The following is a 26,087-nucleotide window of genomic DNA, read 5'->3' on the forward strand; positions in this document are numbered from 1 at the left end:
GCGCGCATGATCGCGTTGCTGCAACCCTTCTTCCGAGAGGAATGGCGGCCCTACGCCGAAACGGTGCAGTGGAGCGCGCCGGCTGCCGACGCGCGCAATGCCGCCGCGCTGCTGGGCGACGAGGCCGGGCTGGCGGACGCACTGGCGCGCCATCGCCGCCATTGGTCGGACGCCGATCCGCGCGCGGTGGCCTCCGCCTGGGCCATGAGCTATCTGTGGACCCTGTTGCCGCCCATGGCCGCCGCCGCCAGCGGCGCGCGCCACGCGCTGCCTGCCCGCAGCGACGCCATGTGGATCGAACTGGACGCCAACGCGGCACCTGCCCGCTTCCAGATCCAGGCGCTCGGCGCAGCGGATCCCGCCGGCGATGTCTGGCGCCGGTACCACGCGCTGGTCTGGCACCACCTGCAGCCGTTGGCCGAGGCGTTGTTCCGCGCCGGCCGGCTGCCCCGCAAGGTGGTCTGGGGCGGCGCGGTGCGCTACCTTGAGGTGGTGCTGAAGGCGGTCGAGACCCATACGCACGGCACGGCGGCAAGCGACGCCGTGCGCCAGGACAGGCTGCAGTTGCTGGAGAACCCCTGGTGGGGCGATGCGGCGGACGAACGCCCCAACCCCCTGTGCCTGCCGCCCCGGACCTCGCGCGGCGCGGATCCCATGGTCACGTTGCACCGCGAGTGCTGCCTCTACCATCTTCTGCCGACCGCGCAGTACTGCGCGGCCTGCCCGCTGGCGCCGCAGCACCGGGCAAGCCGTGCCAAGACCCGCTAGCCTCGCGCTGGGGCCATTGCCGCCCCGCTTTTCCTAGATATCCGCCGACCGCGTGATGTGCCGCCTGAGCAGCGCGGTCGCGTAGTCGCGGTCGCCCTCGGCCAGCGCCGCCAGAATCCCCAGGTGGTCGGTGCACGCCTGGTGGATATGGACCTCGGCCAGATGCCCGAAGTTGGCGTATTCGGTCATGCGCCGAAGTGAATTCTGGCGCCGCACGGCCTCGGTCAGGAAACGGTTGTTCGACCACGCCGCCAGCGTTTCATGAAAGGCCGCGTTGGCGTTGAACCAGGCGTCGCGTTGCAGCTGGTCCACCGGCATCTGCAGGATCTCGGTCTGTTCGCGCTGCAGCGCGGCCAACTGGTCGGCGCGTGGCGCATACCCCGGTGTCATCAGCGCATTGCACTCGACGATCAGCCGGAACTCGTAGCTCTCGTTCACCGCCTGCTCGTTGTCCAGACTTTCCGCGAAATGCCAGCCGTGCCCCGGCAGGCGCTCGGCCAGCCCTTCGGTCGCAAAGCGCATCAACGCGCGCCGCACCGCGCCGCGCGTCACCTGGAATTGTTCGACCAGTTGCGCCTCGGACACTTCGGCACCCAGGCGGCCGACGGCGCGCGCGCTCATCAGGTCGCCATACAGGCTTTCCGACTCGGAATGCGGCATCAGTTCGTCCAGGCTTTCGTCGCTGCCGGGTTCGCGCTCCAGCCGGTAGCCCTTGCCCGGCGTATACGCCACCAGCCCTTGGCGCGTCAGCAGGTTCAGCGCTTGCCGGATCGGCGACCGCGACACCTTGAGCTCCTGCGCCAGCCGCGCATCCGACAGGCGTTCGCCCACCTGCCAGCGGCCGCCTTGAATCAGCGCCGTCAGCTTGCGCGCGACTTCGATCTGTAGGGGACTTAGCTCCTGCATGGCATCGCGCTCCTGCGCTTCACGGGTGGTTCCTATCCTCAATGCCAATTCGCATCCTTGGCATTCACGTTTTCCCTAGATTTCATATACCGCGTCATAAAACAGATTGACAGCCAACAACCGGGCTAATTAGTGTATTACACAGCAACAAAATACAAAAGGACGGATAGATGGCGATCACCCCCTTCCCCTGTGTGACGTTGACGGGCGGCCCGGAAAGCCGCGGCCGGCAGTACGGGCAGGCGCTAGCCCCCCGCATCCGCCAGAGCGTGGCGCTGTATGGCGGGGCCCTGGACGGATTCGGCATGAGCGCCGCCCAGAAGTCGGCCCTGATCGCCGATTACGCACGCCGCATCGGCGATTTCGACGAACGCTATGTCGAGGAAATGCACGGCATCGCGGCGGGCGCCGGCGTGCCGTTCGAAGACATCGTCATGATCAACGCCCGCACCGAAGTCATGGCGCTGGCGCGGGCCCAAAGCGCCGCGGCCAATCCCGACGACGAGGCCGACGACGGCTGCACCGGGGCCATCCTTCTGCCCGAACGCAGTGCCTCCGGCAACCTGATCCATGCGCAGAACTGGGACTGGCGCGCCGAATGCGCCGACACCGGCGTGGTGCTGCGGGTGCGCCAGGACCACGGCCCCGACTACCTGACCTTCGTGGAAGCGGGCGGGCTGGCGCGCAGCGGCTTGAACGCGGCCGGCGTGTCCATCACCGCCAACTACCTGGAATGCGAGCGCGATTACAAATCCCTGGGCGTGCCGCTGGGCCTGATCCGCCGCAAGGTGCTGGAACAGGAGCATTTCGCGCTGGCGGCCAAGGTCGTGGCGACCACGCCCAAATCGTGTTCGAACAACATCATGATCGCAACCGCCGCGGGCTTCGGCATCGATTTCGAATGCGCGCCGGACGAGGCGTTCCCGCTGTACCCGGACGACGGCCTGATCGTGCACGCCAACCACTGGGTCGGCGCCATCGCGCTATCCAAGCTGCGCGACACCGGCATCCCGCACGTGCCCGAGAGCTTCTACCGCGACTGGCGCGTGCGCCGGCTGCTGCAGGCCCAAGGCCGCCTGCTGGACCGCGACAGCGTCAAGGCCGCGCTGTTCGATGACTTCCTGGCGCCCTATTCCGTATGCCGCCCGGCGCGCCACGGCGACGGCGGCAACCTGACCGCCACGGTGGCGATGATCGTCATGGAACCGGCGTTGGGCATCATGGAGATCGCGCCCATGCCTGCCGCCAACCGGCGCTTCACCACCTACCGCCTGGACGGCGACGAACCGCAGGACGCGGTCGACGTGCGCGAGTCCGAACTGGCGGCAGGCTGACGCCATGCTCAGATTCGTCGCCTCGCGGATCGGCATGGCGTTGCCCACGCTGCTGATCGTCGCGCTTGCCGTGTTCATCCTGCTGCGGTTGATCCCGGGGGATCCGGCCGCGCTGATGCTGGGCGACTCGGCGGACGCGGCCAGCCTGGCCGCGTTGCGCGAACAACTGGGCCTGAACGCCAGTTGGCCGACGCAATTCGCCATCTGGGCCGGTCATGTGCTGCAAGGCGACCTGGGGCAATCCATCGCCAACCGCCAGCCGGTGATGACGCTGATCCTGGACCGGTTCGCGGTCAGCGCGCAGATCGTGCTGCCCGCCGTGGTGCTGGCCACCCTGGTGGCGGTGCCGGCCGGCATGTTCGCCGCCTGGCGCCAAGGCCGCATGGCGGACCTGGCGCTGGTGGCAGGCGCCACGCTGCTGCTGTCGCTGCCGGCGTTCTGGATGGGCCTGCTGCTGTTGCTGCTTTTCGCGCTGAAACTGGGCTGGTTCCCCGTCGTGGGCTTTGTCGCCTTCAGCGAGAACCCCGGACGCGCGCTGCTGTACCTGGTGCTGCCCGTGGCCACGCTGCTGCTGCACGAGATCGGGGTGATCCTGCGCATGACCCGCGCCTCGACGCTGGAAGTGCTGCACCTGGACTACATCACCCACGCGCGCGCCAAGGGCCTGCCGGAAAGCAAGGTGATGTGGCGCCACGCCTTCAAGAATTCGTTCGGGCCCACCTGGACATTGCTGGGCCTGATCCTGGGCAACCTGCTGGCCGGCATCGCGGTCATCGAAACCGTGTTCACCATCCCCGGGCTGGGGCGCCTGCTGGTGGACGCGATCTTCGCCCGCGACTATCCCGTCATCCAGGGCTGCCTGCTTTTCATCGCCACCGTCTATGTGCTGGTGAACCTGCTGGTGGACCTGCTTTATCCGATCTTCGATCCCAGGGTGGCCGCGAAATGAACCGTCGTTCCCTTACCGCCGTCGTGGGCGGCGCCTTGGTCGCGGCCGTGGTCGTCACCGCGCTGGTGGCCCTGTTCTGGACGCCCTACGACCCGCTCAAGCTCAATTTCAAGGCGCGCCTGGCGGCGCCCAGCCTGACCCACCTGATGGGCACGGACGAACTCGGCCGGGACGTGTTCAGCCGGCTGATGCGCGGCACCACCGCCAGCCTGCGCGTCAGCCTGATGACCGTGCTGCTGGCGACCGGCGCCGGCGTGCTGATCGGCGCGGTCAGCGGCTACCTGCGCGGCTGGCCGGACCGGGTGCTGATGGCGTTGAACGACGCGCTGCTGGCTTTTCCCGGCCTGCTGCTGGCACTCGGCCTGCTGGCCGTCTTCGGCGCCAGCGAAACCGGCATCATCCTGGCGCTGGCGCTCGCCTACATGTCGTCGGTCGTGCGGGTGGTGCGCGGCACCGTGATGAGCCTGCGCGAACGCGAATTCGTCCGGGCCTCCCGGGTAATGGGCAATTCCGAGTTCTACACGCTGATGCGCCATCTGCTGCCGAACTGTCTGGCGCCGGTGATCGTCATGGCGACGTCCATGTGCGGCTGGATCATCCTGGCCGAAAGCTCGCTCAGTTTCCTGGGGCTGGGCGTGGCGCCGCCCGCGCCGACCTGGGGCAACATGCTGGCCGGCAGCCGCACCTACATCGGCCAGGCCGCGTGGCTGGCCGTCTTCCCCGGTCTGGCGATTTCGCTGTCGCTGCTGGGCATCAATCTGCTGGGCGACGCGCTGCGCGACCGGCTCGACCCCCGCATGCGGAGGCGCGTATGACTTCCCCCGTCCTGCTCGATATCGACGGACTGACGCTGGCCGCCGGCCACGGCCACAACGTGGTCTCGCAGGCCAGCATGCAGGTCGCGCGCGGCGAGATCGTGGGCGTGGTCGGCGAATCGGGTTCCGGCAAGACCCTGCTGGGCCGCGCCATCATGCGGCTGACGCCGCAGGCCATCGGCCGCACGGCGGGCGACATCCGGCTGGACGGCACGTCCGTCTACGGGCTGCGCCCCGCCCAGTTGCGCGCCCTGCGCGGCCCGAAGTTGGCGATGGTGTTCCAGGAACCCATGACGTCGCTCACGCCGTCGCTGACCATCGGCCAGCAATTGGCGGAAGGCCTGGAGCAGCATGCGCCCCGCGAACGCGCCTCGCATCGCGGCCGCATCGAAGCGATGCTGCGCCGCGTGGGCCTCGCCGACGTTTCCCGCGTGCTGGACGCCTATCCGCACGAATTCTCGGGCGGCATGCGCCAGCGCATCATGATCGCCTCGGCCATGCTGCTGCGTCCCGCGCTGCTGATCGCCGACGAACCCACGACCGCGCTGGACGCCGTGATCCAGCGCGAAGTGATGGAAATGCTGGTGGAGCTGACCCAGGAGAACGGCACGGCCGTGCTGCTGATCAGCCACGACCTGCCCATGGTGGCCCGCTACGCGCACCGCATGGTCGTCATGCGGCGCGGCGACATCGTCGAAACCGGCCCGACCGCGCAACTGCTGGCCGCGCCCGCGCATGCCTACACCCGCCAGCTGCTGGCGACGCTGCCGCAACGCCGCCCGCCGCGCCCGCTGGCCACCCAGGCGCCGCTGCTGTCGACGCGCGGCCTGACGGTGGAATACGGCGCGCGCCAGGGCGGGTTCGCCCGGCAGCCCGGCAACCGCGTGCTGCACGGCATCGATCTGGATATCCACCCCGGCGAAGTCGTGGCCGTGGTGGGCGAATCCGGCTCCGGCAAGACGACGCTGGGCTCCGTGCTGACGGGGCTGGTCGCGCCGACCGGCGGTGAGCTGCGCTACAAGGGCCAGCCGCTGGCGGCGCGCGGCGCCGTCTTCAACGACTACCGCTACAACTGCCAGATGGTGTTCCAGGACCCGTACTCGTCGCTGGACCCGCGCATGACGGTGTCCGCCCTGGTGGCCGAGGCGCTGCGGCTGTCGCCCGGGCTGACGCCGGCGCAGAAGGACGAGCGCGTCGCCGCCACCTTGCAGGACGTGGGCCTGGGCGGCGATTTCGGTGTGCGCTACCCCCACGAACTGTCCGGCGGGCAACGCCAGCGGGTGGCGATCGCGCGCGCCCTCGTGCGCCGGCCGGCGCTGCTGATCGCCGACGAAGCCGTATCAGCGCTGGACGTCACGGTCCGCGCCCAGGTCCTGGACCTGCTGGCCGACCTGCAGCAGCGTTATGGCTTTTCGTGCCTGTTCATCAGCCACGACCTGGGCGTGGTGGAACAGATCGCCGACCGCGTCATCGTGATGCAGGCGGGCCGGATCGTCGAGGAAGGCGTGCGCGACGCCATTTTCGACCGCCCCCGCGAACCCTATACGCGCCAGTTGCTGGACGCCATCCCCATGCTTGAAGCCACCGGATCCGGCGGCGTGCGCCTGAAATGGCGCAACGACGCCCGGGCCAGCCAGCCGCAACCCGCCGAATCGCTTTCCCAGGAGACCCCGCCATGTCCACGACTCCCCCGCGCCGCCAAGGCCACGGCGTGAAGCTCAGCTTCTACGACTTCGGCGCCACGCCGTTCTTCGCCAGCCAGTTCGACCAGCGCTTCAGCTACTGCCTGTATGTGCCGCCCGACTACGACGAAGCCGGCTCCAGGGCCTACGACCTGGCCGTCATCGTGCACGGCACCGGCCGCACGGCCGCGCAGTACCGCGACCGCTTCGCCGACTTCGCCCAGCGCAACGACTGCATCGTCCTGGCGCCCCTGTTCCCGGTGGGCATCATCGAACCCGGCGACCTGGCCAACTACAAGCGCATCCAGTTCCACGACATCCGCTACGACCACGTGCTGCTGTCCATGGTGGACGAAACCATCGCCAAGTACCGCATCAACGGCAACCGTTTCCTCCTGTACGGCTATTCGGGCGGGGGCCAGTTCTGCCAGCGCTTCTTCATGCTGCACCCGGAACGGCTGCAAGCCGTCTCCATCGGCGCCCCCGGCGTGGTGACCCTGCTGAACCCGGACTACGACTGGTGGGTGGGCGTGCGCGACGTGCCGGCCCGGTTCGGCCGCACGATCGATATCGCCGCCATGCGGCAGGTCGCGGTGCAGACCCTCGTGGGCACCGAAGACACCGCCACCTGGGAGATCGCCATCCCGAAGGACAGCAAGCTGTGGATGCCCGGCGCCGAGCTGCAAGGTGACAACCGCATCCAGCGGATCGAGGCGCTGGCCGCGAGCTTCGAAGCCCACGGCGTCAAGGTGCGCCGCGACACGGTGCCGGGCGTGGCCCACGAACCCTTCAAGGTCATCGAGCCGGTCGAAGCATTCTTCGAGGGATTTTTGAAGTCTCGCCGCTAAGACATTAAAAACAAAGGGGAAAATATGAACCGAAACGTTGCCTTTCTTGCCTTGTTGTCAAGCGGCCTGCTGGCCACGCCCGTCCACGCCGCCGGCGACGCCCAGATGTTGCGCGTGGCCCTGCATGCGGACATCGCCAGCATCAACCCGGGCGTCAACCGCGACGCCAACGCCGACATGGTGCTGGCGCATGTCGTCGAAGGCCTGGTCGCCTACGGCGAAGACCTGAAGATCAAACCCGTGCTGGCGGAAAGCTGGCAGGCCAGCGAAGACGGCAAGGTCTACGAATTCAAGCTGCGCCCCCAGGTGCATTTCCAGAACGGCGCCGTGCTGACCGCCGACACCGTCGTCTGGAACTTCAAGCGCTACCTGGATCTCAAGACCAACTTCCAGTGCGTCAACCGCTACAACGGCAGGATCGGCCCCGCGCTGCAGGACGTAAAGGCGGTGGACCCGCTAACCGTGCGCTTCACGTTCGCCGCGCCCGCGCCCAATTTCCCCATGACGATGGCCACCGTCCAGTGCACGCCGTGGATCCTGCACCCGGATTCCGTCAAGGCGGACGGCAGCTTCATCGCGCCGATCGGCACCGGCCCCTATGCCTTCGGCGGCATGATGCAGGGCCGGCAACTGGACCTGAAACGCTTCGCCGGCTACGACGCCCTGCCCGGCGCGCGAGACGGCTATGCGGGCAACAAGACGGCCACCATCCCCGTCCTGCGCTTCATGACCGTGCCGGACGCCAGCACCCGAAGCAACGGGCTGCTCTCGGGCGATCTGGACGTGGTGGACGGGATCGAGCCCGCCACCATGGCGACGCTGCGCGCCCAGGGCATCCCCGTCCAGGTCCAGCAGACGCCCAGCTGGCTGGTGATGCAGGTGCAATCCAACGCCCCGGCGCTGCAAGACGTGCGGATGCGCCAGGCCATCGCACAGGCGCTCAGCCTGCCGGACCTGGCCGAAGCCTCGGGCGAAGGGCTGTACACGGCCAACCCCTCGGTGCTGGTCCCGCAAAGCCCCTATTACGACGAACGCAGCAAGACGTGGCCCGCCTACGACCCCGCCGCCGCCCGCAAGCTGCTGGCGCAGGCCGGCTACAAGGGCCAGCCGATCACGCTGCTGGTGGCCAACCGCCAGGAACGCGTGCAGGCGGCCACCATCGTGCAGGCCATGCTGGCCGCCTCCGGCATCAACGTGGAACTGAAGGTGCGCGACTGGGCGTCGCAGCTGGACCTGTACGGACGCGGCCAATATGAACTGGCCATCTTCGGCTATTCCGCGCGCCTGGATCCGCTCTTGATGTACGAATCGCTTATTGGCGACAAGAAGCTCGAACCGACCCGCCAGTGGGACGACCCCAAGGCCGCCGCGCTGCTCAAGCAAGTGGCGATGGAGCCCGACCTGGCCAAGCGCCGCGACGGCTTCAACCAGCTGCACGAGCTGATGGCGCGCGACATCCCCATCATCGGCCTGTTCAACCTGCCGGTCGTGACCGCGCTGCGGCCCGTCGTGCAGGGCTACGCAGGCTGGCCGGCCGGCACGCACCGGTTCTGGGGCGTGACCAAGACCCAACCCTGATCCCGCATTACCGACATGTCATTCACTGAAATCCATTACCTGAACGCCGACGCCACCGCCCTGGCGGCCGCCATCCGCGACAGCCAGCTCAGCCCCGCCGACGCCGTGGCGCACGCGTTCGCCGCCATCGACCGGGTCAACCCCCAGTTGAACGCCGTCATCCTGACGATGCGCGAAGCGGCCGAAGAGCAGTTGCGCCACTTGCCCGCCGATGCGCCGCTGCGCGGCGTGCCGGTGCTGCTGAAAGACGACTGCCCCACCTATGCCGGGGTCCCGATGTCGTTCGGCTGCCGCGCCGCCCGCGGCCATGTGCCCGCGCACGACCACGAAATCGTGCGCCGCTACAAGGCGGCCGGCATGGTCATCGTGGGCAAGACGAACCTGCCGGAGTTCTCCGGCAACATCGCCACATCGCCCACGCTGCACGGCCCCACGCTGAACCCGTGGGACGCCGGCCGCAGCATCGGCGGATCGTCCGGCGGCGCGGCCGCCGCCGTGGCGGCCCGCATGGTGCCGCTGGCCTATGGCAACGACGGCGCGGGTTCGATCCGCATCCCCGCATCGTGCGGCGGCCTGTTCGGCCTGCGGGCGTCGCGCGGCCGCACGCCTTGCGGCCCGGTGTCCAGTGAGAACTGGGGCGGGCTGGTCAGCCACCACGCCCTGACGCGCTCGGTGCGCGATTCGGCCTTGCTGCTGGACCTGACCGACGCGCCGGAGCCTGGCGCCCTCTACGCCGCGCCGGCCAAGTCCGGCCCGTATTCGCAGGCGGCGTCCCGCGATCCGCGCCCGCTGCGCATCGGCGTCGTGACTCGGCCCGGCATGGGCTTGCGCCTGGACGACGACGTCGCCGCCGCGCTGGAAGAGGCCGCGGCGCTGTGCCGCCAGCTGGGGCACCGGGTTGAGCCCGCCGCGTTCAACTTCGACGAATCCGCCCTGGCCGACGCCTACCTGCGCATCATCGCCGCCTACACGGCGCTGGAAGTGGACGCCATCGCCGCCGACACCGGCCGGCCGGCCGATGCGGACGGCTTCGAACCCGTCAACCTGGGCCTGGCCGACTATGGCCGCAGCCTGTCCGCTCCCGCCCTGCTGGCCGCCCGCAACACGGCCAACAGCGTCGCCCGCAGCCTGGGCGGGTTGTTCGGCGAGGTCGACATCCTGCTGACCCCCGTCATGCCGACGCTGCCCCCGCCCATGACCGCGCTGGACGTGCGCGGCCCCGACTGGCGCGCCTTCGCCGACGAATTCATGCAAGGCACCGTCTTCACCCGCCCGGCCAACGCCGCCGGCATCCCCGCCATGAGCGTGCCGCTGTTCCAGCGCGCCGGCGGACTGCCCGTCGGCATCCAGTTCATGGCGCCCTACGGCGACGAAACCACGCTCTTCGAGCTGGCCGGCCAATTGGAGCGCACGCGCCCCTGGGCCGGTCGCCTGCCCCCGGTCCATGCCTGAGGCCATCAGGTGATGGCAGGACCGCAGGCTGACGCTTTATCCCTACACGCCGCGGGCCTACCCTGCCCCCTCGGGGGCGGGCCGTCATAATGTCGCTGGCTTCGGCCCCCACATTCCCCGCCGCTTTCAGTAGGAATCACCGCGTGTTCCAAGTTTTCACGGGACTGATCAGTCTCTATGTCATCTGGCGTTTCGTCCTGCCGCTGTCCCTGTCCAAACCCGCCAAGGCGTTGCTTTCCGTCGCGTTGCTGGCGGTGGCCGAACACCACCTGGTCACCCGCAACTTCTTCGGCAGCATGGCCTCGCCCGAAATCCCGGCGACCCTGTTGATGGTGCTGGGCTGGCTGTTCGGCAGCTTGTTGCTGCTGGCCATGCTGCTGCTGGCCCGCGACCTGGCCGGCATGGCCGTCTATGCGGTCTCACGCGAACGGGGCCGCCGGCTGTGGGCGGCGCCACGCTTGACCCTGGGCGCCGCCGTCGTGGCCGTGGCGCTGTCCGCCATCGGCGTCTGGCAGGCGGTGCGCGTGCCGGACGTGAAGACCCTTGAAGTCGTCTTGCCGAAGCTGCCGCCCGAGCTGGACGGCTTCCGCGTGGTGCAACTGACCGACCTGCACGCCAGCCGCCTGCTGGAAGCGCCGTGGATCGACGCCGTCGTCAAGAAGGCCAACGGCCTGGACCCCGACCTGACGGTCATCACGGGCGATCTGGTCGACGGCACGACCGAGGCTCGCGTCGCCGACGTGCTGCCGCTGCAGGCGTTGCGCGCCCGTCACGGCGTGTACGCGATCCCCGGCAACCACGAGTACTACGCCGAGTATCAGCGCTGGCTGCCCGCGTTCGACAAGCTGGGCCTGCGCCTGCTGCTGAACGGCCACGTCACGCTGACGCCGAATGGCCAGCGCCTGGTGCTGGCCGGCGTCACGGACAGGATGGCCGCCGCCTACGACCAGCCCATGCCCGACGTGAAGCAGGCGCTGGCCGGCGCGCCGCAAGACGTTCCCGTCATCCTGTTGAGCCACCGCCCCGGGGGCGCGGCGTTGAACGCGCAAGCCGGCGCGGGCCTGCAATTGTCCGGCCATACCCACGGCGGCCAGATCCTGGGCCCGCACCTGCTGACGCAAATGGCCAATGAAGGCTACGTGTCGGGGCAGTACCAGGTGGGCGGCATGACCTTGTACGTCAGCAACGGCACGGGCCTGTGGCCCGGCTTCCCGATCCGCCTGGGCCGCCCCTCGGAAATCACGCAGATCGTGCTGCGGTCACCCGGCGCGTCCACGCCACAATAACCTTCCCCGATAACCCCGCCCCGCCGCGCCCATGACGTACCTTCTGTGGTCCCTGCCCGCCTTGACCGTGATCGCCGCCATCGCCAGCGGGCGGGTCAACACCACGATCGCCGCCGTGCTGGGGCTGTTTGCCGCGGTCCCCATCGCGCTTTACGCCGCGCCCGCGCCCTTCGGCGGCGCGCAACTGGCCGTGACGCTGGAACGCGGCCTGTGGATCGGCTGGATCATCACCCCTTACATCCTGGGCGGCCTGCTGTTCTGGCAGATGGCCTCGCAAGGCGCCGCGCCCGCGCCGGCCGCCGCCGGCCATGCTGAACTGAATGACCCGCTGGCCCGCCGCCGGCGGCTGTTCTTCGCCTGTTTCCTGATCGGCCCGTTCGCCGAATCCGCCACCGGCTTCGGCGTGGGCATGCTGGGCACCGTGCTGTTGATCCGTCCGCTGGGCCTGAAGCCGCGCGACATCATGGTGTTCGCCTTGCTGAGCCAGATCCTGATCCCCTGGGGGGCGATGGGCAGCGGCACCTTGCTGGCATCCGCCTATGCGCGCGTGCCGGCCCCGCAACTGGCGCTCTACAGCATGGTGGCGGTGGCGCTGCTGATGGTCGTATGGATGATCCTGTTCTGGCGCACCGCCCGCCATGCGGGTTTGCGGGCGGACGCCGCCGAACACCGGCGGGAAGCCGTCTGGATGGCGGCCAGCCTGGGGCTGCTGACGGCCGCCACCGCCGTGCTGGGCCCGGAGACCGCGTTGCTGGCCGCCTACGGCCCCTTGATCGTGCTGCGCTTCCTGCTGGACCGCCGCCCGGACCGCGCCCAAGCGGCGGCCGCGGCACGGCGCGCGTTGCCCTATATCCTCGTGATCGCCTGTCTGGTGGCGACGCGTCTGATCCCCGGCGTCAACCGGACCCTGGCAGCGCTGGCCGACTTCCGGCCCTTCGCGGACCTGCCCGCCTGGTTGCCGTTCCTGCACGCCGGCAGCTGGCTGATCGCGGGCGCGCTCGCCATGGCCGCGTGGCAGCGCCGGCCCGGGGCGCTTGCCGTCCAGGCGCGCGCCTCGTGGAACACGGGCCGCCATGCGGTCATGTCCGTCTTCCTGTTCGCGATGATGGCGGAAGTGCTGGCGGGCGCGGGCATATCGCAGGCATATGCCGATGGTTTGTTCGCCGCCTTTCAGGACTGGACCATCCTGATCACCCCTGTGCTGGCCGGCGCATTCGGCATCCTGGCCAACAGCGGCAACGCGCCGAACAGCCTGTTCATGCCGTCCCAGCTATCATTGGCGGTTCAAGCGGGCCTGAACGTGCCGGCGGCGGCCGCGCTGTTACACGTATCGGGCACGGCGATGGGCATTTTTTCACCGGTAAGAATGTCGATCGCGGCCGGTTTGGCTCACGGGCAAGGGCAAGAACGCAGCGTGTATGTTCTACTACTGCCGTTCGCCTTGGCCGCGTTCGGCATTCTTTTGTCCCTGGCACTGCTTGTCGTGGTGTCGGGATAGCCGCCGGAGCGCTGATGCTCACGGCCTCAACCTTTTTTTTGTGTAGCACATGGGACTAGAACAGTTAGCCGCGATCCGGGCATTGATTACCAAGCAAGCGCCCGAAGAGACGACCCCCAAGAAGGAAGCGCGTCCGCAAGGCGGCGGCAAAGGACCCCGTTCGCCTCAAGGCGCCGGCAAAGGCCCGCGTCCGCAAGGCGGCGATAAAGGCGCTCGCCCGCAAGGCGGCGACAAGGGCCAACGGCCGCAGCGCGCAGAACGCCGCGAGACCCCCGTGGATCCCGTCGTGGTCGCGATTTCGCGCCTGCAACGCCAATTCCCCAAGGCCTTCCCCAAGAACCCCGCTCCCAAGCTTCCCCTGAAGCTGGGCGTGCTGGCGGACCTGGTGCAACACGCCCAGGCCCTGCAGCTGGACGAGGCGCAGATCAAGGAAGCGGTCAAGACCTGGTGTGATGGCCGCCGCTACTGGACCTGCATGGTGGAAGATGCGCCGCGCGTGGACCTGAACGGCGAACCCTCGGGCGCCGTGACCGTCAACGAAGCCAAGCACGCCAAGCGCATGGCTTCGCGCAGCGCCTCCAAGAACGCCGCCGCGCGCAACAAGGCCAAGAAGGCGGAAGCCGCTGCCGCAGCCGGCGTGCCGGCCGCTGAAGCGCCGGCCGCTACCGACGCGCCTGCCGCCGATGTGGCTGATGTGGCTGATGTGGCTGATGTGGCTGATGTGGCCGCTCCGGTACTTGCCGATACGCCTGCAGCCGCCGCCGAGGCCCCCGCGGCCGACGCGCCGGCCAGCGCTCCGGTGGATGCTCCGGCCGAAGCGCCTGCATCGCACGCGCCCGCGTCCGACAAGCCTGCGTAATACCGCCGCCAGGCGGCATTGATGGCGACAAGCAACCCGGCCTGCGGCTCTCGCCGCAGGCCGGATTTGCACGTGCGCGGCCGACCCCGCGTCAGGCCGCCAGCGCCTTGTCGATATGCGCCATCCCTGCCGGCGAATACGGCAGCGTCAACGCCCACTGATGGCCGGCCGCGTCCATCTTCAGCAGCGACTTCTTCAAGATATCGACGATCTTCTCGCCGTGGGCGGGATGGAAATCTTCGTATTGGAATTGCAGGAACACCAGGCACAACGCGTTTTCCATCGTCTGCACATCGGCGTCCTGCTTGATGCCCTGCTTCATGACGATCGCCGCCACCCGCTCGATCACGTCCTGCGGGTAGCCCGCATCGCGCAAAATGTCTTGCGCGATGCCCGCGTGATGCCGCGCCAGCGCCTTGCGCCAGGTCAGGTAGCCGATGCGCCCTTCGGGGTAGGACTTCCTGGCGATCTCCCACCGCCCGATGTGCTGGCAACGCGACGCGAGGATCAGCGGCTCAGGCGCATCCGGCGCCAGTTTCAGCACCCACCCGTGCAGCTTCTGCGCCAGGAACAATTCCTGGGGACAGGTTTCTCCCTGCCACGAAAACAGATTGGGGTCGGCGCCGTTGTACTGGTCGAACCGAAGCAGCGTCTGTTGTAGACGGTCATCCATGCGTAGCGTATCCAAGAAGGCGCCGGTGGCCGGCGGAAGTCCGGGTGCGGCCGGAACCGAAATCATCATAGCGCTCGGACGGCCTGCCCATCCCGGCGAAGTTGGATCAATATGCCTAGCGCTTATTTAGCCGAGTACGGCCAAGCGCGTCATACTGACGGGTTGCGAGCACTGGAATCCCTATGAGCAACGCCTCCTCCACCCCTACCCTGGCCGCCGACGTCCTGGCCGCGCAAGCGCTGGCCAAGCAGCACGGCGTCGGCACGCCCAATGTGCTGACCACGCCGCTTGCCGAAACCCGCGAGAAAAGCCGCGCGTATCAGCAATGGCTGAGCCAGCCCGCCCCGCCCGTGGGCCGGGTGGTCGAACACCGGCTGGATCACCTGCCGGTGCCCGCGACGTTGCGCCTGTACTACCCGGAAGGCGCGTCCAAGGCGCCGCTGCCGCTGTACCTGCATCTGCACGGCGGCGGTTTCGCGCACGGCGACCTGGACACGCTGGACCGCTGGAAGCGAGAAATCGCGGCCGACGCCGGCATCGTGACCGCCGGCCTGTCTTACGCGCTGTCGCCCGAAGCCCGCTACCCGGTGGCGCTGGAACAAGTCCTGGGCGCGCTGCGCTGGCTGCGCGACCAGGCCCCATCGCTAGGCCTGGATGCGCAGCGCCTGTCGGTGGGCGGCGAATCGGCCGGCGGCAACCTGACGCTGGCCGCGTTGCAGCGGCTGCGCGACGAAGGCGACGCGTTCATCAAGACCGGCGTGGTGATCTACGGCATGCTGTCGGCCCGCCGCGATACGGCTTCGCACGAATCGTTTGGCGACGGGCGCTTCGGGCTGTCGACGGAAAAGCTCGACTGGTTCTGGCGCCAATACGTCACGGATGCCGCCCAACTGACGGATCCCGGCGTCGCGCCCCTGCACGGGGACGTGGCCGGCCTGCCCCCGCTGATCTTGCAAGCGGCCGCCCTGGACCCCTTGCTGGACGACACGCTGGACCTGGCCAACAAGCTGTTCGCCGCCGGCGCCGCGCCGAACTTCATCGTGTACTCCGGCGTGCCGCACAGTTTCATCGGCATGACGCGCCTGCTGCCCCAGGCGCAAGAAGCCAGGACCGACCTCGTCCAGGCGCTCAAGCGCAATCTGGCGGCGTAGCAGACCCGCGCTCAGCTGCGCGCCGGCTTGTTGCCGTGCGACACGCTGGGCGTATCGCGGAACAGCGACATGTGCGTATGCGTGGCCACCCACGGCTCGCCCACCGCGTCGCGCGCAAACGACACGGTGGCGCGGCCGACGCGCTCGAACGGCTTGCCGTCCGGGTGGTAGCCGGTCGAATCCCACACCGCCAGGCCCACGGCGAACAGGCGGTCGGGCGACACGAAGTTCTGCACGTCGTCCAGGCGCCAAACGAAATCATCGATCGTGAACCAGACATTGCGCCACTGCGTCTTTTCCGCATGTTCGCGGCCGCTGACGAAATTCGTATAAGTGCCGAAGGCGACGAAATCGTCGGCGAACAGGTGGCGGGCGGCCGCGTAGTCCACGGCTTGCACGTGGTCGGACAGTTCCTTGAACCAGGCGCGCACGGCGGCGGCGTCAGCGGGGTCGACAGGAGCTAGGGCTTGCACAGGCATGAAGGTGTCTCCATTAAGGGTCATGAATTCGGGAAGCGGATCAAGGTGTAGCAGGAATGGGGTCGGCGAACCAGCAGGCCACCGCATGGCCCGGGGCGCGCGTCTCCAGCGGCGGCGCGGCCAGGCGGCAGCGGTCGGCTGCCTGCGGGCAACGCGGGTGGTATCGGCAGCCCGAGGGCGGCGACATCGGGCTGGGCGGCTCGCCGGCGGCGGCGGCAAACGCCTGTCTGGAGGACGCGCCGCGCTCGGGCTCGGGCACCGCCGCCAGCAAGGCCCGCGTGTACGGGTGCCGAGGACGGTCGTAGATATCGTCGCGCGACCCGGTTTCAACCACCTGCCCCGCGTACATGATGGCGATGCGATGCGACACGTGCCGCACCACCGCCAGATCGTGGGCGATCAGCAGGAACGACAGGCCCAGCTCTTGCTGCAAGTCCTGGAACAGGTTGATGATCTGGGCGCGCACCGACACGTCCAGCGCCGACACGGGTTCGTCCGCCACGATCAGGTCCGGCCGGATCGCCAGCGCGCGCGCAATGCCCACGCGCTGGCGCTGCCCGCCCGAAAAGGCATGCGGATAGCGTGCGGCGGCGTCGGCCGGCAGGCCGACCTGGCCGATCAGTTCGGCGACCCGTTGGCGCAAGGCGTCGCGGCCCGCCCGCCAGCCGTGCACAATCAGCGGTTCGGCAATCGCCTCGAACACGGTGTGGCGCGGGTTCAGGCTGGTGGACGGGTCCTGGAACACCAATTGCATATGCCGGCGCAGCTCACGCAGCTGCGACTTGCCGGCATGCGTGATGTCTTCGCCCTTGAAATGGATGGAACCCGCCGTCAGCGGCGTACGGCGCAGCACCGCGCGGCCCAGTGTGGTCTTGCCCGAACCGGACTCGCCGACCAGGCCTAGCGTTTCGCCGCGCGCCAGTTCCAGCGACACGCCATCCACGGCGCGCGCCAGCACGGGTTTGCCGAACCAGCCCGCCGACCGCACGGGGTAATGCACGCGAAGGTCGCGCGCTTGCAACAGCGGGGATGAATCACTCATGGTCTTGCATCCAGACAGGCGTCGACGGCCGCACGCAGGCGGCCAGGCGGCCATCGCCGATATCGCGCAAGGCCGGCCGTTGCGCGCACGCCGCATCGGCGCCGGGACAACGCGGCGCGAAGTCGCAATGGCTGCGGCGCACGCGCAGATCGGGCGGCGCGCCGTCGATGGCGATCATGCGGCGGCGCGTATCGGTCAGGCGCGGCGTGGCGCGCAGCAAACCCGCGGTGTAGGGATGCGCGGGGCCGGCGAATAATGCGTCGGCGTCCGCCAGTTCGACCAGGCGGCCGGCGTACATGACGGCCACACGGTCGGCCACCTTGGCCACCACGCCCAGATCGTGGGTCACCAGCAGCATCGCCAGACCCAGCCGCTGCTTCAACTCGGCCAGCAGCTCCAGTATCTGCGCCTGGATGGTCACGTCCAGCGCCGTCGTGGGCTCGTCGGCGATCAGGATCTGCGGGTCGCACGCCAGCGCCATGGCGATCAGGATGCGTTGGCGCTGTCCGCCTGAAAATTCATGCGGCAGGCGGTCCAGGCGCTCGGCCGGCTTCGGAATGCCGACCTGGCCCAGCAATTCAATGATGCGGGCGCGGCGCGGCTTCCGATCCAGCGCGCCGTGGCGCGCCAGCACCTCGTCGATCTGCGTGCCGATGGGCAACAACGGGTTCAGCGCGCTCATGGGATCCTGGAACACCATGGCGATGCGGTTGCCGCGCAGGTCTTCCAGCACCCGGGGCGGCGCGGCCAGCAAGTCCTGCCCTTCGAACAGGACCTGGCCCCCGGCCACCCGGCCGGGCAGCGTGGTCAGGCCCATCAGGGCCAGCGCACAGGCGCTTTTGCCCGAGCCGCTTTCGCCCACCAGGGCCAGGGTCTCGCCGGCATGCAGGTCGAACGACACCGCATCGACGGCGGCCACGGTGCCGTGGCGGGTCAGGAATTCGACGCTCAGGCCGCGCACGCTAAGCAAGGGCGCGCGGCTCATCGGCGCACCTTCGCAATCAGCCGGCGGGCGAAGTCCTTTTCGCGCTCGTGCGGATCCAGCGCCAGCCGCAACCGGCTGGCCGCCACGTTGACGATCAGCACGGTCAAGGCGATGGACAGGCCGGGGAACGTGGCCAGCCACCACGCGCTGGTCAGGTAGTTGCGGCCATTGGCCACATCCAGCCCCCACGACACCGCCGGCGGCTGCACGCCCACGCCCAGGAACGACAAGGCGGCTTCCGCCAGCACCACGCGGGCGAACTCCAGCACCATCAGGGTGATGAGCGGCGCGGCAAGATTGGGCAAGATGTGCCGAAACAGGATGCGGCCGGCGCGCGCGCCCGCCATTTCAGCGCTTTCGATGTAGGGAAGCTGGCGCACCGACAGCACCACGCTGCGGATCTGCCGCGCGTAGACCATCCAGCCGTTCAGCGCCAGCGCCAGGATCACGGTGCCGGCGCCCGGCCCCAGGATCACCAGGATCACCAGGGACAGCAGCAGCCCGGGAAACGCCACGTGCACGTCGACCCAGCGCATCAACGCCGCGTCCATGCGGCCGCTGGCAAAGCCCGCCACCAGTCCGACCAGCACGCCGAAGGTGGCGGAAACCGCCACCACCGCCGCGCCGATCAGGATCGACAGCCGCGCTCCGTGCAGGATGCGGCTGAGCACGTCGCGGCCCAGGTTGTCGGTGCCCAGCACGTTGGTCCAGGCGCCGCGCGCCTCCCAGACCGGCGGACGCAGCCGGGCGGACAGCTTGATCGCCGCCGGGTCGTACGGCGCCAGCCAGGGCAACACGATCGCCACGGCCGCCAGCAGGGCCAGCAGCGACGCGGCCAGCACCCAGCCGCGCTGCCGGTCGGACAGCGCGCGCCAGCCTCGCGGCGCGGCGGTCGGCGGCGCATCGGCCGCGTCGCCCATCCATGCGGGAACCGCGCTCATACCGCGATCCTCCGATCCAGGAGCCGGTACAGGATGTCCAGACAGAAATTGATGATCACGATCAGGAACGCGATGAAGAACACGACGGCTTGCAGCAGCACCAGGTCCTGGCGCTCGATGGCCTGGACCGCGGTCTGGCCCAGCCCGGGCCAGGCGAACACGGTTTCAACCACCACGGTGTGGCCGGCCAGCATGCCGGCGAACTCCCAGCCCAGCAGCGCCACCGTGGGCACGGCGGCATTGCGCAACGCGTGCACCAGCACGATGCGGCCCGACCGCAGCCCCTTGGCCCGCGCCGTGCGCACATACAGCGAATTCAATTCGTCGATCAGCGCCGACCGCAGCATCATGGCGATGCGGCCCAGCGCGGGCAACGCCAGCGTCAGCATCGGCAGCACGCCGCTGCCCGGCGCCTCGGCGCCCGAAGACGGCAGCCAGTTGAGCGTCACCGCAAACAGCAGGATCAAGAGCAAGCCCAGCCAGAACTGCGGCAACGACAGGCCGGCCAGGCTCAGCACCACCGAAATCCGATCGGCCCACTGCCCCGGACGCAGCGCGGCCACGATGCCCAGCGGCACGCCCGCCAGAATGGCCAGCCCCAACGCGCCGGCGCACAGCGTCAGCGTGCTGGGCAGCCGTTCCAGCACGATGTCCATCGCAGGGCGTTGCTGCCAGATGGAATCGCCGAAATCGAACAAGGCGATGTCGCGCAGGTAATGCAGGTACTGCGCCCAGATCGGGCCGTCCATCCCCAGCGCCTGCGCCAGCACGGCGCGATCGGCCGCGGACGCGTCCACCGGCAGCATCGCCTGGACGGGATCGCCCACCAGACGCGTCACGATGAACACGATGGTGGTCACGCCCAGCACGACCAGCAGGCCCTGCGCCAGGCGGCCCAGCAAAAAGCGCGGCAAGCCGCGCCCGGCGGCATTACTCGACGACACGGATGTCCTTCACCGGAATCAGGCCGTCGACGCGCGGCGAAAAATCGATGCGCTTGGACAGGCCGAAGATCTCGCCGCCTTCCAGCAGGAACACCAGATAGGCCTCGTCGCGGCCGATCTTCAGCGCCTTGGAGTACAGCGCCTGGCGCTTGGCCGGATCGGCCTCCTGGCGCGCCTGTTCGATCAGGCCCTTGAGTTCCGCATTGTCGTTGGCCGCCGCCACTCCGCCCTCGGCGTAGTAGGCGCTAAGCGTGCGGTCGGCGTCCAGCAGCTGGTTCGAATGGCTGCTGCTGATCTGCGCTTCCGTCGGCACGCGGTTCTTGTTGATCGCCTCCAGGTACTCGGCCCAGGCCAGCACGCGGAAATTGACCTTCAAGCCGGCGGCTTCCCAATAGGCGGCGATGGTCTCTGCCAGTTCCTTGTCCTTGAGCCAGCGGCCGGACGGCGCGTACAGGTCGATGGTCTTGCCGTAAACGCCCGCGGCCTTCAGCAACTCGGTGGCGCGCGCGGGGTCATACGGATACGGCTGGATGCTGGCGTCGTAGCCGAACCAGCCCGGAGCCAGCAGCTGACCGTGCGACACCGTCGCATAGCCGCCGTACAGGTCCTTGGCCAGCGACTCCTTGTCCACGGCATAGTTCAGCGCCTGGCGCACGCGCACGTCGCGGGTCAGCCCCTTCAAGGCGTTCAGCGACACGAACGGCAGGTCAGTGCCCTGCAGGGTTACGGCCTTGGCGACCCGCTTGGTGTCCTCGGGCAGCACGTTGGTGATGAAGTCGAAGTCTCCGGCGCGCAGGCCCGACAGGCGCGTACCGGGCTCGGCAACGAAACGGTAGGTGGCGCGGTCCACATTGCCCACCGCCGAGGGGTTCCAGTAATTCGGATTGCGCGACAGCACGATGCGGTTGCCCTTGGCCCATTCCGTCAGGACATAGGGGCCGCTGCCTACGGGCTTCTGGCCCAGGCTGCCGTCGGCCGCCGCCGCGGGCGACACGATGGTCAGCCACGACAGGCGCGCCGGCAAGGCGGGGTCCGCGCCGTTGGTCAGCACGCGCACCGTCACGGGGTCCACGGCCTCGGCGCTTTTGATGCCCAGGAAGAACGGGCGCTGGCGCGACGCGGTCTTGGGGTCGACGATGCGGTTGATGCTGGCGGCCACGGCCGCGGCGTCAAGGGCCTGGCCATCGCTGAACTTGAGGTTCGGGCGAAGCGTCACTTCCCAGGCGTCGGCGCCGGTCTGGCGCGGCAGCGCCACGGCCAGCTGCGGCACGAGTTCGCCCTTGGGCGTGCGCGTCAGCAACGTTTCGAAGATATTGCGCGACACGGCGCGCTCGGAGCCGTCCTGCGCCGTCTGCGGGTCGAGCGTGGATGGTTCGGTGCCCAGCGCCAGGGTGATGTCGGCCGCGTGGGCCGCGGTGAAAACAGACGCGGACAGGACCAGGCCTACATAGCGTTTACGGCTCATTGCGCACTCCGGATCAAAGGGACATGCGCAACGGGGCACGATGTCGCAGTCGGTAAATAAGGAATCCGGAGTTTGCCGCTAGAAATCAGAACGTGCCGTTGTAATCATATGCGCGGGAAATCGTTGACGCGGCCGTTACTGCCGTCAAAAGTCATAAGGCGCGGGGCGAAATGGCCGGGCTTTCCCAAGCGCGGTGCGCGACGGCCGGCGCACGGTGCCGCTCGACCTGCACCAGCGCCGTCTGCGCGCTGGGCCCTTGCGCCAGCCGCGACGTGCCGATGTCGGCCGTCAACGTGTTCGGGTTGCCGTGCCGGTCCAGATCGCCGTCCGGATCCGACCAGGCGCCGGTGGCCATCACCACCACACCGGGCATCAGCCCGCTGTCGAGTTTCACGCCGGCCAGGCAGCCGCCGCGCCCGTTGAACACGCGCACCCGGTCGCCGTCCCGGATCTGCCGCGCGGCGGCATCGTCGGGATGCATGGCGATGGGTTCGCAGCCCTGTATCTTGCCCTCGCGCGACAAGGCCGCCGGATCCAGCTGGCTGTGCAAGCGGTGGCGCGGCTGATTCGTCAACAGGTGCAGCGGCCACTGGTCCGCCGCGCGGGCGCCCAGCCACTCCGACGGCGCCAGCCACACGGGATGCCCCGGGCAGTCCGCGTAGCCGAACCCGGCCACCACCTCCGAATGCAGCTCGATCTTGCCCGAAGGCGTGCGCAGCGGATGCGCCGCAGGGTCGCGCCGGAAGGCGTCGAACAACACATATTGCGTGTCGGGCGGCGGCAGTTCGGCGTATCCCCGCGCCCAGAATTCATCGAACGGCGGCAACGCCACGCCCTTCTCGGCGCAGCCCCCGCGCATGCCCTCGTACACGTGGCGGCACCAGCCCATTTCGTCGCGCCCGGCCGTGAACGCCTCGTAAAAGCCGGCCCGCCGCGCCAGCTCGGCGAAGATGTCGAAGTCGTTGCGGGCTTCGCCTTGCGGCGCCACGGCCCGGTGCATCGCGAACACATAGGGATCGCGCGTCGACCCGCCGACGTCGCAACGTTCCAGCGACGTCGTGGCCGGCAGCACGATGTCGGCGCGACGCGCCAGCGGCGTCCACCAGGATTCGTGCACGATCACCGTTTCGGGCTTGCGCCATGCCTGCCGGAAGCGGTTCTGGTCCTGATGGTGATGGAACGGATTGCCGCCCGCCCAATAGACCAGCTTCACGTCGGGATAGCGGTGCCGCGCGCCGTTGAAATCGTATTCGGCGCCCGGCGACAGCAGCATGTCCGTAATGCGCGCGACCGGAATGGCGAGCTGCGCGGGGTTCTTCGGCACCGGCACTTCGGGCCCCGGCACCTGCCGGCGCGGCTGCCCGACACCATTCAACGATGCGTGCCCGAAGGCGAAACCGCCTCCGGGCAGCCCGATCTGGCCGACCATCGCCGCCAGGCCGATCACCGCCCAATACGGTTGTTCGCCATGTTGCGCGCGTTGCAGCGACCACGCCGCCGTCAGCAGACTGCGCTGGTTCGCGATGCTGCGCGCCAGCGCGGCGATGGTCTCGGCGGGCACGCCCGTGATGCCGGCCGCCCAGCACGCGTCTTTGGGCTGGCCGTCGGCGGCGCCGGTCAAATACGCGGCCCAGGTGTCGAATCCCTTGCAATGCGTGTCCAGGAACGCCCTGTCGTAGCGATTCTCAGACAGCAGCGTGTGGGCCATCCCCAGCATCATCGCCGTGTCGGTGTTGGGCCGCACGGGTATCCAGTCCGCGGCCACGCCGTCGGGGATGTCTGCCCGCGTCGGGCTGATCACGACCAGGCGGATGCCGGCGGCCTGGGCCCGCGCGAGCCAACCCGGCAGGTTGTGCAGGCCGGCGCCGCCGGACGTCACCTGGCTGTTCTTGACCGGGATGCCGCCAAACGCCACGATGACGCGGGTATGTCCCAGCACGCTTTCCCAATCGGTCACGTCGCCGCTGACCGGGCTGGTGGTGCCGATCACGTGCGGCAACAGGAACTGCGCCGCGCCCCAGCTGTAGTTGCCCACCTGGTCCACGCAACCGCCGCCCTGGAACAGGAAGCGCCGGATCAGGCTGCGCGCATGATGCACGCGCCCGGCCGACGACCAGCCGTAAGAGCCGCCGAAGATGCCGGCTGGGCCGGACTGCCCGCGTACCCGGGCGAGTTCCCCCGCCACCAGGTCCAGCGCGTGTTCCCATGACACTTCCACGTACTCGTCGCCTTCGCGGTCCCGGTTGCCTGCCAACCAGCCCTTGCGCACGGACGGACGCTGGATCCGCAAGGGCGAATGCAGCATCTCCGCGATCGAACCCAGCATGGCGGACGGCGCCCTATCCGCCCCGAACGGTTCGCAGGCGACGACCCGGCCCTGTTCGACCACGGCGGTGAAGGCGCCCCAGTGCGCCAGCGAGGGGTGGCGGCTGCGGGTCGGCGTGCCGGCAACTTCGGCCATGCGGAATCCTTTACGGGCGGCCCGTGCCGCATCACGGCGCGGCCGGCCCCTGAACAAGAGGCGGATTATGGCAAGAAAGCCCGGCGCGCCAGCCGATCAATTCGGCATAACCACATAACCCAGACTGCTATGGGCGGCGCGCAGCCCCGCCCAGCATGCGCGAAGTAATGGTAGAACGTGCCCTTGGCCACCTTGGCCTCTTCCACGATGCTGCTGATGGTGGTGGCTTCCACGCCGTTGGCCAAAAACAGTTTTTCGGCGGCGGCCATCAGTTCCTCAAGCCGCACCTCGGCGGGTGGGTCCGAGGCGGACGCGGCTCGGAAGCCGGCTGCGGAACAACCGGCTGCGGAGCGTTGGCGCGGGTCGATCTCATTGAAGCATTCCAGGCGGCTGGCGAAGACGCCCAGTCTAAGGGAACGCGGCGCGGCGCAGGGCGGCTACCGGGGCGACCCGTTGATCCGGGCGTAGCTCAGCTGGTCCGCCGCGTAGCAGTCGCAGGCGGCCGATTCAAGGCCCGGGCGGTCCAGCACCGCGATGTTGCCCCGGTGGTACGCGATCAGCTTGCGTTGCTGCAACGCCGACGCCGCCACCGTGACGCCCACGCGGCGCACGCCCAGCATATGCGCCAGATACTCGTGGGTCAGGTGGAAATGGTCGGCGTGGGCGCGGTCCTGCGTCATCAGCAGCCAGCGCGCCAGACGGCCCTCGACCAGATGGGAATGCATGCAGGCCGCCGTCTGCGCCAGTTGCTGCAGCACGACGACGGTGTAGCCGTTGATCAACTGGCGCAACGCCTGGCTGCTGCCGAGTTCCTGCCGGAAGCGGTCTGCGCGCATGCGCAGGGCGATCCCCCCGCCCTGCACCACCACCCGCAATTGCGACGTGTCGGTGCCCAACGGCACGTCCACGCTCCACATCCCTTCGTTGCCGATCAGCCCGACTTCAAGCGACGCGCCCCGCGCCAACGGCAGAATCAGCGAGATATAGCTGCGGGTCGGGAAGTAGACGTCGCGCATGTTCCCTCCCGGTTGCAGCAGGCATTCGCCGAACGCCAGTTCCACGGCTTCGAAGCGCCCCAGCAGCCTCGCGCGTTCGGGCCCCGGCAAGGCCTGCAGCAGGCGGTTGGGCATATCGTCAAACGCGGATCGGGTAGGTGGCACGATCAGTTTCCGGTTCGCTTGGGTTATGCGCGGACGGCCTCGACACGCCGGCTGAGCAGACGCTCGTACTCCTGGCGGACCACGGTGTAGCACTCGCAAACACGCGCCTCAAGCCCGGGGCGATCGGTCACCAGGATATGGCCGCGGCGGTAGCGGATCAGCCCCGCCGCCTGCAAATGCCCGGCGGCCTCGGTCACCCCCTCGCGCCGCACGCCCAGCATGTTGGCGATCAGCTCCTGCGTCATCACGATCTCGCTGGATTGCAGGCGGTCCAGGCTAAGCAGCAACCAACGGCAGAGCTGCTGGTCCAGCGAGTGGTGCCGGTTGCACACGGCCGTCTGCGCCATCTGCGTCAGCAGTGCCTGGGTGTAGCGCAGCAGCAGATGCTGCATGGCGCCGCCCCGGTCGAATTCGTCTTTCAGCGCCTGCCCCTTCAATTGGTAGGCCGAGCCGGCGCTTTGCACGATGGCGCGGCTGGGCGTGGTTTCCCCGCCCATGAACAGCGAGATGCCGACGATGCCCTCGTTGCCCACCACCGCGATCTCGGTCGACGCGCCGTCTTCCATGACGCACAGCAGCGACACGATGCTGTCTACCGGGAAGCAGACGTGCCGCATGCGCCCGCCGGGTTCGTAGAGCGCCTTGCCCAGCGGCATCGCGACGTGTTCAAGCTGCGGAAACAGGCGGTCCTGCTCGTCTGGGGGCAATGCCGCCAGCAGATGGTTCTGGGTGGGATCGTGCGAGTCAGGCATGACGGCTCCCTGCAACAAGCCTAATGCGGTCCCGCGACTCGGGCGGGCGCAATCCGAAG

Annotated in this window: 23 protein-coding genes and 1 pseudogene; 12 read left to right on the plus strand and 12 right to left on the minus strand. The window is 68.7% G+C overall.

Annotated features, from left to right (window positions below):
• Positions 1-6: 6 nt before the first annotated feature.
• Positions 7-768, plus strand: coding sequence for a siderophore-iron reductase FhuF (fhuF, locus tag A9973_RS04115; protein ID WP_183012500.1), 762 nt, complete (start codon positions 7-9; stop codon positions 766-768).
• A gap of 33 nt (positions 769-801) precedes the next feature.
• On the opposite strand, the gene A9973_RS04120 is transcribed toward fhuF, so the two are convergent.
• Positions 802-1,674 carry a GntR family transcriptional regulator gene (locus A9973_RS04120; protein WP_183012501.1) on the minus strand — a complete coding sequence of 291 codons (873 nt, stop codon included), beginning with the start codon at positions 1,672-1,674 and terminating at the stop codon, positions 802-804.
• A 170-nt stretch (positions 1,675-1,844) separates the two neighbouring features.
• Between A9973_RS04120 and A9973_RS04125 the strand changes: the two genes are divergently transcribed.
• From A9973_RS04125 to A9973_RS04170, 10 genes are all read left to right on the plus strand, one after another.
• Positions 1,845-3,008, plus strand: a complete 1,164-nt coding sequence (locus A9973_RS04125) for a C45 family peptidase (RefSeq protein WP_183012502.1) — start codon at positions 1,845-1,847, stop codon at positions 3,006-3,008.
• Positions 3,009-3,012: 4 nt separating this feature from the next.
• Positions 3,013-3,957, plus strand: a complete 945-nt coding sequence (locus A9973_RS04130; protein ID WP_183012503.1) for an ABC transporter permease — start codon at positions 3,013-3,015, stop codon at positions 3,955-3,957.
• The gene (locus tag A9973_RS04135) at positions 3,954-4,772 is read left to right on the plus strand and encodes an ABC transporter permease (RefSeq protein WP_183012504.1); all 819 of its coding nucleotides are present in this window, start codon (positions 3,954-3,956) and stop codon (positions 4,770-4,772) included. Before A9973_RS04130 ends, A9973_RS04135 begins: the two co-directional genes overlap by 4 nt.
• A complete protein-coding gene (locus A9973_RS04140; protein ID WP_183012505.1) occupies positions 4,769-6,487 on the plus strand; it encodes an ABC transporter ATP-binding protein in 1,719 nt (572 codons plus the stop codon). The genes A9973_RS04135 and A9973_RS04140 overlap by 4 nt, the downstream gene beginning before the upstream one ends.
• The gene (locus A9973_RS04145; protein WP_183012506.1) at positions 6,448-7,302 is read left to right on the plus strand and encodes an alpha/beta hydrolase; all 855 of its coding nucleotides are present in this window, start codon (positions 6,448-6,450) and stop codon (positions 7,300-7,302) included. Before A9973_RS04140 ends, A9973_RS04145 begins: the two co-directional genes overlap by 40 nt.
• A gap of 24 nt (positions 7,303-7,326) precedes the next feature.
• Positions 7,327-8,880, plus strand: coding sequence for an ABC transporter substrate-binding protein (locus A9973_RS04150; RefSeq protein ID WP_183012507.1), 1,554 nt, complete (start codon positions 7,327-7,329; stop codon positions 8,878-8,880).
• A 15-nt stretch (positions 8,881-8,895) separates the two neighbouring features.
• Entirely contained in the window at positions 8,896-10,332 is a 1,437-nt protein-coding gene (locus A9973_RS04155) for an amidase (protein ID WP_183012508.1), read from the plus strand.
• 143 nt (positions 10,333-10,475) lie between these two features.
• On the plus strand, positions 10,476-11,618 hold the full coding sequence (locus A9973_RS04160) for a metallophosphoesterase (RefSeq protein ID WP_183012509.1): 1,143 nt from the start codon (positions 10,476-10,478) through the stop codon (positions 11,616-11,618).
• 31 nt (positions 11,619-11,649) lie between these two features.
• A complete protein-coding gene (locus A9973_RS04165) occupies positions 11,650-13,116 on the plus strand; it encodes a hypothetical protein (RefSeq protein ID WP_183012510.1) in 1,467 nt (488 codons plus the stop codon).
• A gap of 82 nt (positions 13,117-13,198) precedes the next feature.
• Positions 13,199-13,975 (plus strand): ProQ/FinO family protein, encoded by a 777-nt coding sequence (locus A9973_RS04170; RefSeq protein WP_183012511.1) that lies wholly within the window; start codon positions 13,199-13,201, stop codon positions 13,973-13,975.
• Positions 13,976-14,066: 91 nt separating this feature from the next.
• Here the strand turns inward: A9973_RS04170 and A9973_RS04175 are convergent, their stop codons facing one another.
• Positions 14,067-14,648, minus strand: coding sequence for a DUF4202 domain-containing protein (locus A9973_RS04175; protein WP_183012512.1), 582 nt, complete (start codon positions 14,646-14,648; stop codon positions 14,067-14,069).
• 182 nt (positions 14,649-14,830) lie between these two features.
• Here A9973_RS04175 and A9973_RS04180 point away from each other — a divergent pair, with 182 nt between their 5' ends.
• On the plus strand, positions 14,831-15,799 hold the full coding sequence (locus A9973_RS04180; RefSeq protein WP_183012513.1) for an alpha/beta hydrolase: 969 nt from the start codon (positions 14,831-14,833) through the stop codon (positions 15,797-15,799).
• An 11-nt stretch (positions 15,800-15,810) separates the two neighbouring features.
• On the opposite strand, the gene A9973_RS04185 is transcribed toward A9973_RS04180, so the two are convergent.
• The 10 genes and pseudogenes from A9973_RS04185 to A9973_RS04230 form a co-directional block, all read right to left on the minus strand.
• Positions 15,811-16,278 carry a ketosteroid isomerase gene (locus A9973_RS04185; RefSeq protein ID WP_183012514.1) on the minus strand — a complete coding sequence of 156 codons (468 nt, stop codon included), beginning with the start codon at positions 16,276-16,278 and terminating at the stop codon, positions 15,811-15,813.
• 40 nt (positions 16,279-16,318) lie between these two features.
• The gene (locus tag A9973_RS04190; protein WP_255469014.1) at positions 16,319-17,320 is read right to left on the minus strand and encodes an ABC transporter ATP-binding protein; all 1,002 of its coding nucleotides are present in this window, start codon (positions 17,318-17,320) and stop codon (positions 16,319-16,321) included.
• The gene (locus tag A9973_RS04195; RefSeq protein ID WP_183012515.1) at positions 17,313-18,305 is read right to left on the minus strand and encodes an ABC transporter ATP-binding protein; all 993 of its coding nucleotides are present in this window, start codon (positions 18,303-18,305) and stop codon (positions 17,313-17,315) included. Before A9973_RS04195 ends, A9973_RS04190 begins: the two co-directional genes overlap by 8 nt.
• Positions 18,302-19,246 carry an ABC transporter permease gene (locus A9973_RS04200; protein WP_255469015.1) on the minus strand — a complete coding sequence of 315 codons (945 nt, stop codon included), beginning with the start codon at positions 19,244-19,246 and terminating at the stop codon, positions 18,302-18,304. The genes A9973_RS04195 and A9973_RS04200 overlap by 4 nt, the downstream gene beginning before the upstream one ends.
• Positions 19,243-20,190, minus strand: coding sequence for an ABC transporter permease (locus tag A9973_RS04205; RefSeq protein ID WP_370539438.1), 948 nt, complete (start codon positions 20,188-20,190; stop codon positions 19,243-19,245). The genes A9973_RS04200 and A9973_RS04205 overlap by 4 nt, the downstream gene beginning before the upstream one ends.
• Entirely contained in the window at positions 20,177-21,655 is a 1,479-nt protein-coding gene (locus A9973_RS04210; RefSeq protein ID WP_183012516.1) for an ABC transporter substrate-binding protein, read from the minus strand. Before A9973_RS04210 ends, A9973_RS04205 begins: the two co-directional genes overlap by 14 nt.
• A gap of 151 nt (positions 21,656-21,806) precedes the next feature.
• A complete protein-coding gene (locus A9973_RS04215) occupies positions 21,807-24,116 on the minus strand; it encodes a molybdopterin-dependent oxidoreductase (protein ID WP_183012517.1) in 2,310 nt (769 codons plus the stop codon).
• A 161-nt stretch (positions 24,117-24,277) separates the two neighbouring features.
• Positions 24,278-24,502: pseudogene (locus tag A9973_RS31055) on the minus strand (TetR/AcrR family transcriptional regulator); the annotation flags it as partial.
• A 51-nt stretch (positions 24,503-24,553) separates the two neighbouring features.
• The gene (locus A9973_RS04225; RefSeq protein ID WP_370539439.1) at positions 24,554-25,276 is read right to left on the minus strand and encodes a Crp/Fnr family transcriptional regulator; all 723 of its coding nucleotides are present in this window, start codon (positions 25,274-25,276) and stop codon (positions 24,554-24,556) included.
• Positions 25,277-25,299: 23 nt separating this feature from the next.
• On the minus strand, positions 25,300-26,028 hold the full coding sequence (locus A9973_RS04230) for a Crp/Fnr family transcriptional regulator (protein ID WP_183012518.1): 729 nt from the start codon (positions 26,026-26,028) through the stop codon (positions 25,300-25,302).
• Positions 26,029-26,087: the final 59 nt, after the last annotated feature.

The organism is Achromobacter sp. UMC46, assembly GCF_014170335.1.
Taxonomy (GTDB): Bacteria; Pseudomonadota; Gammaproteobacteria; order Burkholderiales; family Burkholderiaceae_B; genus Achromobacter.